Below are 13474 nucleotides of genomic sequence, written 5' to 3'. Positions count from 1 at the left end.
CCTTAAATGATTATGTTTTATGAACGTTTCAAATTATTATAATAGCTATTCTTATGAAAGGCAATTGAATTATTGAAGTTTCGCTATTTTTCTGTAATTATCTCCTTTTTTTGCAAGATGAATGAGAAGGGATGATGTACCAATACCTAGTTACATTAAATGGTTTGCATCTCAATAAAAAACCGCAAACAAACTCTACATCACAAGAGTTTGTTTGCGGTGCGAGAAAACAGCTTACACGTTATGCCTCTTTATTCGTTACCCAATCACTAACTTTGTCAAAGAAGCTTTGCATCGCTACTGCGTTTCCTAGTTCCGGAATTTTCGCTAGTAAGACGTCCGGTAGTACGAATTGTTCGGTTGGCGGCTGTTGTAATAGCAGGATACTCTTTGCAAAGCGTTGGTCAGTAAATAAAGTATTAGGAAGTTCAAATAACCCCCTTAGTAACCGATGCTCTTTGACGTATGTCAAAATCGGCTCTGCTCCGTCTGCAGTTAATAATCTGGACGGAACGACGAAAAGTCCATAGCCACCTGGTTTAACGTATCTCATAGATTGTTCAATATAGAGATAATGAGAGAATGCGTGACCTTCTTTAGACATGAGTTCATAATCCATTGCTACTTCGTCGTCAGGATAGTATCCAACCGGCAAATCACTTACGACCGCGTCCACTAAATCGATAGGCAGCGGACGAAGAGCATCTTGTAAGTAGAATGACACAGGTAGTTCTAACAGATTGGCTGTAGCTGCAGCAATTTGAATGAGCATATCATCAATCTCTACTGCACTCGCAGTCGCTTCTCCTTTAAATTGATTGAGAACAGTAAAGAGTAAATTCCCTGTCCCCACTGCCGGATCTAAAAAAGTAGCTGTTTCTTTTGACTCTACTAATTTATTGATCAAATAACCGATTAAGTAGCCGATTGAATCAGGTGTCATTTGGTGATGGGCTTGTGCGGATTGTTTCAACCCTTTTAATAACGCCAGCTGGATCCCTTTACGAATTTCTTCCGGTTGCACCGGCTCTTCTAATTCGACTAAGGATGGTTGATCAAGCCATTTCTCACTTGCTTCAAGTATCGAATCTACATATAAACCATCCACTGATTCAGCGTAATCATCATAATATGTAAATACTTTCTCTATATTGTTCATTTCGCTAATCCTCCAAGAAGAAACCCACCTCTTGTCGGGTGGGTTGTCGTTTAATTTAATTCTTTAACTGCTTTTATCGCTGCATCGTAGTCAGGATGGTCCGTTGCTTCACTAACATATTCCACATACGTCACTTGGTCATTACGATCGACTACGAAAATTGAACGTGTCAACAAGCGTAATTCTTCAATAGCTGTTCCGAATGCTGTTCCGAATGAAAGGTCGCGGTGATCAGAGTATAAATGTAAGTTTTCTACCCCTTCTTCCGCCTTCCAACGCGCTTGTGCAAAAGGTAGATCCGCAGAAATCGTCAACACTTCTACATCGTCACCGAGAGAAGAAGCTTCATCGTTAAAACGTTTTGTTTGGATAGAACACACACCCGTATCAACAGAAGGTACGACACTGATTAAGCGAACCTTGCCTTTTGAATCGTCCAATGTGACCGGCTTCAATTCATTTGATAGAACTGTGAAATCTGGAGCTGTATCCCCCACTTTTACTTCCGTACCTAGTAAATGAATCGGATTGTTCTTGAATGTTACTTGTACCATAACTAATCACTCCTTTTAATATAGTGTACTAAATCGTAGGGTCTTCATGCAACTGATGACCTTCAGTAGATGTGATCATCTGCACATCCTTCCGCTCGAATAACCGTTCGTGGACTACTACTGTATCCGCAAACACATCGTGAAGCGCCATTTTTTGAGGCATGAATAGTACGAGTACGTATGGAATCCATAGCGTTTGCGATATGAATCTGCCAAAACCTTCCCTAAATACAACGGAACTCCACGTTAATTTCTGTCCATTCATTTTCACTACGCGAATTCCCATAATCATTTTCCCTATTGTTTGACCTACCAATTTTGTCATCAGTAAAAAATAAAGTATTAACAGCACAAGCGCCGCCACTTTATATGGACTGTACAACAAAAAAGAAGGTTTAGTAATCGCAACATCCATCAAACGGAAAATCGGTTTGATAAAAATGCCGCTGATCGCAGAAACAACAAATAAGTCTATTATAAACGCCCAAAATCTAATCCAGAATCCTGCATATTTCGGTTCGAAATGCGACGTCTGCATATTTATCGATTCATTCGTCATGATCGAGTCCCTCCTTTTCACTCACCATATAAATACATCATGCGAGGTGCCTGATTTTCCGTTAACAACTTTTTCATAATTTGTGATTCGATATCTCCACCAAATGCGTTGTGTACCTTCAATGATAGAAGAGATGCGAAACTTTCTGGTGCTCCGTATTCAAAGACTTCTGCTTTTTCTAGATGATAATCTTCTTTCATCGCAGCAATAACTGAAGGTGTTTTACCATAGTCATCCGCAAGTCCTGCTTCAATTGCTTGTCGGCCATTCATCACACGACCGTCTGCAACTTTACGCACGTCTGCTTCCGACATATGTCTCCCATCTACGATAATGTCTACGAAGCGCTTATACGAATCATCAATCATTTCCTGAAGCATCGCTCGTTCTTCTGGCTTCATCTCACGCGTACTGCTCATTATATCTTTATAAGGTCCTGATTTAATCGTTGGAAAATCTACACCATATTTTTCCGCTAGTTTACCAAAGTTAATTGATTGCATAATTACACCAATCGAACCTGTTAGCGTTTCAGGATGCACGAAAATCTTCTCTGCTGGAGCAGAAATATAATAACCACCTGAAGCAGCCATTCCGCCCATCGCAACATACATCGGAATTTCTTTCGTTTCTTGAATCTCAATGATAGCATCATAAATATCAGCCGACTCTAACACACCGCCACCCGGTGAGTTAACAGAAAGTACGATTCCTTTCACCGTCTCATCATTTTTCAGTTCTTCCAATTGTGCCATGAAACGCTGGTGGTTATATTGCGCACCACTGAAAACCGAAGCTACGCCTGTGTCTTGAATGACACCGTCCACTTTTAATACAGCTATGCGTTCGTTCGTACTCCCTTCCTCTACTACTGTTTCTTGCAACTCTTGATTCATAGCCGTGATTTCATTGAGCATCAAATTCCAGTCCCTTGTAAAAAACCACGACATCGAATTGACTCCAATCGACACGAAAATCAATATGGCCGCCACAGCGACCGCAATCCATCTTTTTGCTGTCATAAATATAATTCCTCCTTTGCCCACATAGTACTATACGTTTGCAATCGTCCAAACGTTTCATTCATGCTACAATTAATCTATTAACTTATAAAGGGGATGATTTTTATGAATACGCAACACTCGATTTTTTTATTCAGTAGACTCGATGAAGACACGATGCATAAAAAAAAATATGTTGAAAAAATACTAAAAAAAGAAGGTTTCTTGCTGACTAATGATCATACGAAGGCGAATCTTGTCATCAGTATTGGAAGTGATGGTACATTTCTTCAAGCGGTACGCAAAACGGATTTTCGTCCAGATTGTCTCTATTTAGGCCTTTCACTTAAAGGAGCGCACGGTGTATACTGCGACTTTAAATATGATGAAATTAGTACATTGATCCTCGCATTGAGACAAAACAATCTCGAAGAACGCCATTATCCATTACTTGAAGTAACGATCAATCAGCACAAGCCCTTCTTTTGCTTAAATGAATTTAGTATTCGTTCTGCTATTATCCGTACATTCGTAATGGACATATACATTGATGACTTACTATTCGAAACATTTTTAGGTGATGGACTAATTATTTCCACACCAACCGGTAGTACTGCCTACAATAAATCGGTGCGTGGAGCTGTAATCGATCCGCTACTTCCTTGTTTCCAAGTAACAGAACTAGCATCCGTTAATAATAATCGCTACCGCACACTTGGTACATCCTTTATTTTGAGTGGCAATCGAAAGCTGACGCTAAACATCAAGCCAGACGGTAATGAATTCCCTTCAACAGCTGCCGACAATGAAGCAATCGGTGTCAACCAAGTAAGAAAGGTAGAAGCCGTCCTAAGCAAAAGAGTCATTCGTACAGCTAAACTAACGGATAACTCATTCTTTGAAAAAGTTCAACGTACATTCTTCTGATAATGAAGTGAAAAGGACTGTCCTATTGTCGAATCAAACGACTTTCGGTCAGTCCTTTTTTATTAGCCCCGTAAATTTTGTTCTGTTTTACGTAATTCCACGCGCATGATTTTTCCAGATGTAGTTTTTGGTAACTCTTCTAAAAACTCGATTTTCCGCGGATACTTGTAAGGCGCTGTCAACTCTTTTACGTGATTTTGGAGCTCTTTAATGAGGTGTTCTTGTTGTTCCGGCACTGGATTACGCAATACAACAAATGCTTTTACTATATTTCCCCGTTCCGGATCTGGACTTGCAACTACCGCACACTCCCGAACAGCTGGATGCTTAATAAGTGCATCTTCTACTTCAAATGGACCGATTGTATAGCCAGAGCTGACAATAATATCATCTCCTCGACCTTCAAACCAGAAATATCCCTCTGCATCTTTTTTCGCACGGTCGCCTGTAATATAGTAATCGCCTCTAAATTGCATTTTCGTACGTTCGGGATCATTTAAATACTCTTGAAATAACGCGGGTGTGGATTTATGAACCGCAATATCGCCCACTTCATCGACCTTAGCTATTTTTCCATCTGCAGTAATAACGTCTACGATATTACCTGGCGTTGGTTTACCCATAGAACCCGGTCTTGCTTTCATCCCAATCATCGTTCCTACAAGCAATGTATTTTCGGTTTGACCGTAACCATCCCGAACATTAAGTGAAAACTGCTCATTAAAAGTATCAATGACTTCACGGTTTAAAGGTTCTCCCGCTGATACAGCACTTTTTAGGGAGGAAAGTGAATAATCCGAAAGATTTTCTGCTTTTGCCATAAAGCGATATTCAGTCGGGGTACAACACAACACATTTACCTTATATTGATCTAAGAACTTCAAATATTTATCCACTTTAAATTTACCATTATAGACAAACCCAGTAGCACCACTTCCTAGAACAGATAAAAATGGTGTCCATATCCACTTTTGCCATCCAGGTGCAGCGGTAGCCCAAACAATATCTCTTTCTTCGATGCCAAGCCAATTAGGCGCAGTCGTACGTAAGTGAGCGTAACCCCAACCGTGTGTATGAACAACACCTTTTGGTTTACCCGTCGTTCCGGATGTGTACGATAAAAAGGCAATATCGGTACTCAGCGTATCGCAAACAGCAAATACAGAAGAAGCTGCTTTTTCCTCTTCAGATAGAGAGACTTCTCCATCTTTCGCTTCACCAATAATATAGACTTTCACTTTATCTAAGTTACTCACTTGTTCCAACTGATCAGTAAATGCGTCAAACGCAATAATTGCTTTTGCATCGCTATGTTCAATTCGGTACTCAATATCGGAGGAACGCAACATTTCTGAACTAGGTATGACGACAAGTCCTGCTTTAAGCGCAGCGATATATGTAACATACGCTTCAATCATACGCGGCACCATGACTAAAACTACATCACCTTTTTTCAAACCATTGGTAGTTAATACATTTGCTGTGCGGTTCGCCGCTTGGATGAGTTCGTCGTAAGTTACTTCTTTCTGTTGATTTTCTGAATCTACATAGATCAGCGCTTTTCTGTTGTCACCTGTAGCAAACTTTTCAAATTCTGAGACGATGTTGTATTGCTCTGGAGCTAATAATTCTTCACGGTTCATTTTCATTCCCCCTTTTATATACTAGTATAAGTATACAAATATATAGAGAAAATTTCAAAATTTTATGTACTCTTCTTTAAATATACTGTTGAGTGATGTATAACATTCATCATTCTAAACATACTAAAAAGACCGCCCTGCATATGCAAGGCGGCCATTTACGCTATTACTTACTTTGTGTAACCGTTCATTTGTTGTTGAGCCTGACGCACTAATCGCTTTGTAATTTCTCCGCCGACGGATCCGTTGGCACGCGATGTGGAGTCTGGTCCAAGCTGTACACCGAATTCAGAAGCAATTTCTTCTTTCATCTGGTTGAGCGCTTGTTGTACTCCCGGAACTAGAAGCTGGTTTGAGTTGCTGTTGTTGTTTGGCATGTCTCTCACCTCCTTGTGACTATAGAATGGTCACTTTTCGAAAAATCATGCAAGAGATGTGATAGGAAATATTTTCTTTAGAGCAAATCATCAAAAACATCTTCTATACGCTGACTCGGAATGACTGTCGTACGGTTCTTCACTGCCTCTTCCACCATCTCGTCAAAGCTTTGGAAACTTTCGTAATAGAGAACTTTCTCTAGTTGCGGCTTCGTTTTAGAGCTTGGAGGTGTGAAAACGGTACAGCAATCCTCAAAAGGACGAATGGAAATCTCGTACGTTTCAATTTTTTCTGCAATTTGAATAATATCCAATTTATCCATCGCAATCAGCGGACGCAGCACCGGTGTCGACGTTACTTCATTAATAGTTGTCAAACTTTCTAACGTTTGGCTAGCTACTTGTCCCATGCTTTCACCAGTGATGAGTCCGAGAGCGCCCGTTTCTTCCCGTACACGATCTGCGATTTTCATCATCATGCGTCTCGTCGTAGTCATCGTTAAATTACTTGGTACTTGTTTGATGATTGCCTGCTGCAGTTCTGTGAATGGAATGATATGCAAACGAATTGTTGAGCCAAATTTCGTTAATTGTCTAACGATATCCTCTACTTTTTGTAATGCCAAATCACTCGTAAATGGTGGACTGGCAAAATGAATCGCATCGAAGGCCACGCCACGCTTCATCATTTGATAGCCTGCAACTGGGCTGTCAATCCCTCCAGATAGCAATAGAAGAGAATGTCCATTGGATCCTACTGGCATGCCTCCAGCACCTCTATACGTATGAGATGAAATATAAGCGGCTTCACGCTGAATCTCTACATACAATAAAATTTCAGGTTTTTTCATTTTAACAATTAAATTTGGAAACGTCCGTAAAACATGACCGCCCAATTCTTGTTGGAGTTCACCAGTATCAAGTGGGAAGGATTTATTTGTTCGTTTGACATCTACTTTAAACGTTTTACCCTCTGTTTCTGTTTTACTTAGTACTTTGAGTGACGTTTCTTTAATCGCTTCAAGCGTCGGTTCACAAATCGCGATCGGACTGAAAGATTGAATGCCGAAAACTGTCGGCAATATTTCAACCGCACGATCCAATTCTTCTAATCGCTCTGTATAGATAAACATCCGATCTCTTTCCGCGCGCATCTTTAGCGTAGTAAGTTCAGATAAAGCAACCTTTATATTTTCTTTCAATTTCCGTACAAATTTACTTTTATTCTTCCCTTTTAAAGACATTTCACCATATCTAATTAAAATGGTATTCCAGTTCATTTTCGAATTCCCCTTTTCAATAGCTGCATGAATTGATTAACAGCTTCCTTCAATCGATGAATCTCATCCGTTGTTTGGTCTTTACCAAAACTAATACGGATGACGCCTTTCTCAAAATCTTTTGGTAATCGAATCGCTTCAATAACATGACTGACATCATTTTTTTTCGAAGAACACGCACTGGACGTAGAAACATAAATGCCTCGCTCCTGTAAATAATTGACGACTACTTCACCTGTCACATGACGAAACGCAACGGACACTATATAGGGTGCGCTCGTATGAGATGCCAATACTAAACAATCCTCTATATCTGAGAAAAAACGCACTAACTCACCCCGCCATTGTTGAAATTGCTGTATGTCCGTCTCTTCCACTTGCAGTCGCGCCGCTTTGGCCAATGCCGCTGCATGAGGTACAGATACTGTCCCATTGCGTAAATTTCGTTCTTGTCCGCCACCATAAGAAATAGCTTGTAAGCGCATTTTTTTTCGATAGGCTAAAAATCCACTACCTTTTATTCCATAAATTTTATGTCCTGATAATGTAACTAAATCTGGAGAATTTTGCGCATCACCTATATGAATTTTACCAAAACTTTGCACACAATCCGAATGAAAAACCGCACGCGATTGACTATGAATAATATTAGCGCATTCCGCAATCGGCTGAATGGTACCAATTTCGTTGTTTACATGCATGATGCTCACTAGTAGCGTATCGCGACGTAACAAAGTTTTCAGTTCATCTAATGAAATTCTTCCTTCACAATCTACTGTTAAATAATCGACCGTAAAGTTTTGTGTTTCCAAAAACTGAAACACGCGGAGAACAGACGGGTGCTCAATCACAGTCGTTATCAAATGGCGACCTTTCTGTTGATTGGCATAGACATAGCCTAAAATAGCAAGATTATTCGCTTCCGTTCCACCTGACGTAAAAACACCTTCTGTCAATTCAAGACCAAGCGTAGAGAGCACTTGCAATCGGGCCTTCTCCAATAGTTTTTCAGCCAGTTTACCAGCCGCATGCAAAGATGCAGGATTGGCAAAGTATGTAGTAGAGACTTCCATAAAGGTACGAAGGACGCGTTCATCTGTTTTGGTTGTGGCACTGTGATCAAAATACATGTGTAATCCTTCCTTTTCTATGAGAATGAGCGAAATAAAGCCACCGGTCGACCCGGTGGCTTTGTAGGAATATTGTTATACTTTCTGATGAAGCGTACTTTGAATTTTCTTCATAGCACCCGGCTCTACTTCTTCTACCGCAGTAGCCGCTTCTTCCAATGCTCTTAAGTAGCGATATTGCATGAATGATTCTTCCGCTTGTAGTAATTTTTCATGTACATGCGGGTGAGACGCGCGGTAACGGTTACCATACTGGATAATCCGTTCTACTAACAACGCATTTTCAACCATATCGTCTGCTTTATCACAAACATCTTCAACAACCGCAGATGCTTTTTGAACATATGATTCAACTAATGCCATATTAAGCGGAACTTCTTCCAAGCTTTGTTTGACAATAAAGATCTGTTCATCCGCTTCTTCCAATTGGATTTCCATTTCGTCAGGAACTCCTGGAATATTGGCACGGTGTAAATTACGATCCGCAATATGAAGTTGCTGAGAAAGAGCAATCAATCGAGAACGCACCATATTTTCATCAATTCGAAGATTTTTTATACGATTGCTAAACTTCGTTTGCTCATCTGCAATAGCGTCTAACTCTTCCGCAATTCCCTGAAGCTCAATCTGTCGTTCCGAGTATGCAGATTCATGACGTTCTTGACGTTCGATGTATTCTTCTACACGTTTCGCCAAGGTATTTAACTTTTGCATACCATAATGAGGAATTTGAGATTCTTCTTCATCTAAACGATAACTTTGTTGAACAAACTTTAACTCTTCAATCGTATCTGAAATCGAATACTGAAGCTCTTCAAAAAGATCTAGCGTAGGCTCCCAATGCTCTTCCACATAATGACGAGAACTTACTTCTTCTTCAAGCACATCATAGAATGACTCGATTTCGTCATGAATTTCTTCTACATCATGCGCAACTTCTTCTACATCAAGACGCGCAAGAAGCTGACGAAGGTTCACAAGTTGCTGCTCAATTTTATCGAAACGAGCAGGTAACTTCAGATGGCCTAAATAATAGGCTTGCCCTTCCATTTCGATAATACCTTTACGTAATTCACGTAAAGCAGCTGGGATTTTCGTTTGTAATTCTGTTAGTAAAGTAGGTATTTCTTCGAGTAGATAAGTAAAATGCTCTTCTTTTTCTGCTAATGCAATCACGATTTCACGCGCTTGCAAATAATTTCCACTTTCAATCAATGCATCATATTGCTCGAATCTCGGATTGAATGCTTCCCATACTTTCTCTAACGGTTCTACAGCAGGTCCAAATGAGTACTGGTGAGCTAAAATTCTTTTACGTGCTGCGCGGTGCGTTTCTTTAATCTTCTCCATTTCAACACGGTTTTTCTCTTCGCTTCCAATTAATTCATTTAGTTCTTGTAGAAGGTCACGCATTTCTCTTTCGCATTGCTCCAAGGTCTCTACAATTTGCTTCTCCGTCTCTGTAGCTTTTTTAAAACGAAAACGATCGACTTGGCTTTCTGCATCCAGTAAAAGTAAATCTACTTTTGGCAAGCGTTCGTCAATTACTTCTGTCCAAGTGTTGCGCCATCTCTCGAACATATCCTCCGTTTCGCCTGTCATGTTCAACTGCTTTACCTTCATCATTTCTTCAAATATTGGTTTATTTTGAATTTGTAATTTCTCTTGTTCCATCTTACTGATCTCTTCTAAATGCTTTTTCCTAGAAAGAAATGCCACTACTGTTAAGACAATAACAATAATTAATGGAATGATGAAATATATCATGTTACTATGATCCCCCTATCCCACACTTCGCGCATAAAGTGACTACTATAGATATTATAGTATATCGTAACATGTTTAAAGTATTTTCGTCTTGTTAAAACAATTTTTTTAATAAATAGTGAATAACTTAGCGATGTTTACATATTTTATAGTTTTTTCGATACTATTCACCGATTATAACTGACTAATTAAACACTAATATACCCTTTTCATTTATCCGGGCTATTACATCTTGTGTAATTGTGAAAAACTCATGACGAAGTTCACCAATTTGAATAATTGTACCGGGATAAGCCTTTCCAATACGTATCACGCCATCAGTTGTTTGAATTTTTGTTTTCACTCCTGCAGCAGAACCTGTTTCATCCATTTCGATATGTCTACCCGCAATTACTTCACCTCCACGACAAACACCTTTAATGATAATGTCGTTTAGTGCCGTAATCGAACAATTATAAACACCTTTAGAGCGGATTTGAATATTACCGTTACTGTAGAGGATACTGTTAAGCGCGAATGCGGCTTGCAGTAACGATTCAGGACGCACTTCTTCGCTGTACACCTCCAATAGTAAATCAGTTTTGTTAATCAACTTTCGCAAACTGACTACTGTTGCCTGCTCTTCCCGAAGTGGATCCACAAATAAAAGATAGAAACTGTCGGAAAGTTCCAGCCATTCCTTTTCCACTCTTCTCGAATGGTTTTTCACCACTTGAATGAACTGTTTGATCAAGTCCAAGAAGTCACCGTATTTCTGATCTAATAATAAATGGATCGCCTGTTTCAATATAAACGGAGGAACTTCCTCTGCTTTTTCTTCCCGCAATGTAAAAATCTGTCCTAAGGCCGATTCGATATTTTTCAGATACGTAAGAATTTCTTTTAGATCTTCAACCAACAATGCAATAATTTTTTCCTGGATTCCTACAGTTACAGTAGAAGAAAAAATACTCCCTTTCACTATAACCGATTTCGTTCCTCGTATAGAAGCTTTCGTGCAATTCTTCATAATTTCTATATTTCCCGCTGCAGCAACGAACATCGACGAATGGACGCTCCCGCCAATCCAGACATCCCCTTCAAAATGGATATTCCCACATTCCAAGTCAACATCGGTCATGTGGCGAAATTCTGGATTCACATCTACTTTCACTAACTTCCCACGCCGTTCAATCATCGGTCTTCCATCTATTTTGGCATAAATTTTATTTTGGAAACAATTCACTTTGCTACCCGGTCGTAAAATAAATTCTTTCGGAGGTTTAACAGGTAGGCTGTCACCAAAAAGATTAATGCCCATTTCGCCTCTCACTGGCGGGATATACGTAGCAATCAGTTGTCCTGCTTTAACTGTAGGAACCGGACTATGCTCACGAAAGTCTACACGTTCATGATCGTCTACTAACTCTTTTTTATTGCTCTCTGGAATTTTTAGTGTAGCATCTTGGCTGTCAATCATCGGCGTACCTCTAGCAATAATAAATTCTTTTCTTACCAATGTTTCTGTAGCCTGCTGTATACCGTCCATAGATAGTCCATGCTCTATTCCCATCTCTAATAATTCTTCTACAAAGTCTTGTGTGGATAAATCATTAGTCATTTGTATCTTTTCTGTCACTTGAATGTTTAAAATTTCTTGCCAAGACGTATCAACTAATGCGCGTGTAATATGCATACCAGGAGTAACCGTCGCAATTGCAATCATATGCTCTTTGTCTAGTTGGATAACGAACAATGCAGGGATATTTTCCGTTATCGCCTGACAAACAATTGTATCTGTCGGGAGTAGAATGGTGCGTTGTTGAATCACTTCACCATTAATACGCAGTTCAACTCCTGATGCCGGAAGAATAATCGGATATGATTGTTCTTCAAATCGCACATCTAATTGTCCATTGTAAATACGCGCTACTGATGACAGTGACTTCTGCACTTCTACATCTTCTAGAACTTCTAGGACTTGCGTCACAGTTACTTCCGCTAATACTTTTTTTAATCCAAACATCGACGTACTGGCTGGACGGTCTATTCGCACATGCACTTCATCTATTGTGAGTTTTAGCACTGAAAGCGCTTGTTCAAGCGCTTTCTCAACTGATTCTGCCTGGACAGTTATGGATCTAGTCATAATAACACCTCCAACTATCTAGCACTTTATCTTCACTCACATTATAACACATATCCAATTCTTTTCTACTAATACTATTAGACTCTTCAGATAATTGTAAGTAGAGATAACTATACTTCTTTTCCAATCTGTTTCTGATAGACTATTTAGTAGAAAGAGGTGTGGTGAGTGAAGACGAATGATCCTTTACAAGAAGAACTAGATGATGAAGCATTACAGGAGTTAGTACTCGAAGCGCAGCGTGAAGCACTTGAGAAAGCCGCTGCAGAAAAAAACATACGCCGTACATACCGACCTTACCCTAAATGGATTTTTTGGATAATGGCAATGACATTGACAATCAGTACTTTCTCCGTCATATTTCAAATTTATTCAATACCGGCCATTGAATTTTTAAAAACTTCATCCTCACTTTCCCAAAATCCACAAATCGCAGAGTATAAGAAAGCCGTTGTGATCGTCGCTACAGAAGAAAGTAAAGGTACAGGCTATTCCATTAGCGATGATGGAACGATATTGACGAATTATCATGTAATAGAAGGTAACGAATCCGTTCTCGTCTCTTTTCCTAAAGGCGAGCGATTCACTGCCACCGTCACAAAAGTATTTCCATCTATAGATATGGCAGTAATAAAAGTGAATGGAGAAAACCTTCCGCATTTAACGCTAGCAGATAAAACTCAGTTCTATGATCACGAACCTATCACACTTATCGGTAATCCACTCAGTTTTTCAGGAATTGCCAATCAAGGCAACACAATCGACTATATTCAATTACCCGATTGGGAAAGTCCTGTCGTTATGATCAAAGCCCCTGTCTATCGTGGCAACAGCGGAAGTCCGGTGATTAATGAGAAAGGCGAAGTAATCGGCACCATTTTCGCAACGTTGGATGAACAAGAATACGGAAAAGTAGGGCTATTCATTCCAATTGATCGATATTATGAAG

General features: G+C 39.7%; 12 protein-coding genes. 2 read left to right on the top strand and 10 right to left on the bottom strand.

Annotated features, from left to right (window positions below; translation table 11 throughout):
* Positions 1-241: 241 nt before the first annotated feature.
* From ORD22_RS04605 to sppA, 4 genes are read right to left on the bottom strand one after another with little or no spacing between them, the layout of a single operon-like run.
* The gene (locus ORD22_RS04605) at positions 242-1159 is read right to left on the bottom strand and encodes a class I SAM-dependent methyltransferase (RefSeq protein WP_317644715.1); all 918 of its coding nucleotides are present in this window, start codon (positions 1157-1159) and stop codon (positions 242-244) included.
* A 50-nt stretch (positions 1160-1209) separates the two neighbouring features.
* On the bottom strand, positions 1210-1713 hold the full coding sequence (tpx, locus tag ORD22_RS04600) for a thiol peroxidase (RefSeq protein ID WP_317644714.1): 504 nt from the start codon (positions 1711-1713) through the stop codon (positions 1210-1212).
* A 28-nt stretch (positions 1714-1741) separates the two neighbouring features.
* Positions 1742-2272: an RDD family protein gene (locus tag ORD22_RS04595; protein ID WP_317644713.1), complete on the bottom strand. Its 531-nt coding sequence runs from the start codon at positions 2270-2272 to the stop codon at positions 1742-1744.
* A gap of 17 nt (positions 2273-2289) precedes the next feature.
* Positions 2290-3294: a signal peptide peptidase SppA gene (gene sppA, locus ORD22_RS04590; RefSeq protein WP_317644712.1), complete on the bottom strand. Its 1005-nt coding sequence runs from the start codon at positions 3292-3294 to the stop codon at positions 2290-2292.
* A gap of 105 nt (positions 3295-3399) precedes the next feature.
* Between sppA and ORD22_RS04585 the strand changes: the two genes are divergently transcribed.
* Complete coding sequence (locus ORD22_RS04585; RefSeq protein ID WP_317644711.1) at positions 3400-4200, top strand: NAD kinase; 801 nt, start codon at positions 3400-3402, stop codon at positions 4198-4200.
* Positions 4201-4262: 62 nt separating this feature from the next.
* On the opposite strand, the gene mbcS is transcribed toward ORD22_RS04585, so the two are convergent.
* The 6 genes from mbcS to ORD22_RS04555 form a co-directional block, all read right to left on the bottom strand.
* Complete coding sequence (gene mbcS, locus ORD22_RS04580) at positions 4263-5843, bottom strand: acyl-CoA synthetase MbcS (RefSeq protein ID WP_317644710.1); 1581 nt, start codon at positions 5841-5843, stop codon at positions 4263-4265.
* A 170-nt stretch (positions 5844-6013) separates the two neighbouring features.
* Positions 6014-6220, bottom strand: a complete 207-nt coding sequence (locus ORD22_RS04575; RefSeq protein WP_099687543.1) for an alpha/beta-type small acid-soluble spore protein — start codon at positions 6218-6220, stop codon at positions 6014-6016.
* A 77-nt stretch (positions 6221-6297) separates the two neighbouring features.
* A complete protein-coding gene (gene thiI, locus ORD22_RS04570) occupies positions 6298-7500 on the bottom strand; it encodes a tRNA uracil 4-sulfurtransferase ThiI (RefSeq protein WP_317644709.1) in 1203 nt (400 codons plus the stop codon).
* Positions 7497-8630 (bottom strand): cysteine desulfurase family protein, encoded by a 1134-nt coding sequence (locus ORD22_RS04565; RefSeq protein ID WP_317644708.1) that lies wholly within the window; start codon positions 8628-8630, stop codon positions 7497-7499. Before ORD22_RS04565 ends, thiI begins: the two co-directional genes overlap by 4 nt.
* Before the next feature lie 75 nt (positions 8631-8705).
* Positions 8706-10397, bottom strand: coding sequence for a septation ring formation regulator EzrA (gene ezrA, locus ORD22_RS04560; RefSeq protein ID WP_317644707.1), 1692 nt, complete (start codon positions 10395-10397; stop codon positions 8706-8708).
* A gap of 184 nt (positions 10398-10581) precedes the next feature.
* Positions 10582-12525 (bottom strand): flagellar assembly protein A, encoded by a 1944-nt coding sequence (locus ORD22_RS04555; protein WP_317644706.1) that lies wholly within the window; start codon positions 12523-12525, stop codon positions 10582-10584.
* A 168-nt stretch (positions 12526-12693) separates the two neighbouring features.
* Here ORD22_RS04555 and ORD22_RS04550 point away from each other — a divergent pair.
* On the top strand, positions 12694-13474 hold a 781-nt coding region (locus tag ORD22_RS04550; protein ID WP_317644705.1), incomplete at its 3' end, for a S1C family serine protease.

Source organism: Sporosarcina sp. GW1-11 (genome assembly GCF_033088395.1).
GTDB lineage: Bacteria > Bacillota > Bacilli > Bacillales_A > Planococcaceae > Sporosarcina.
The sequence above is the reverse complement of the archived record's forward strand: the minus strand, read 5'-3'. Positions and strand labels throughout refer to the sequence as shown.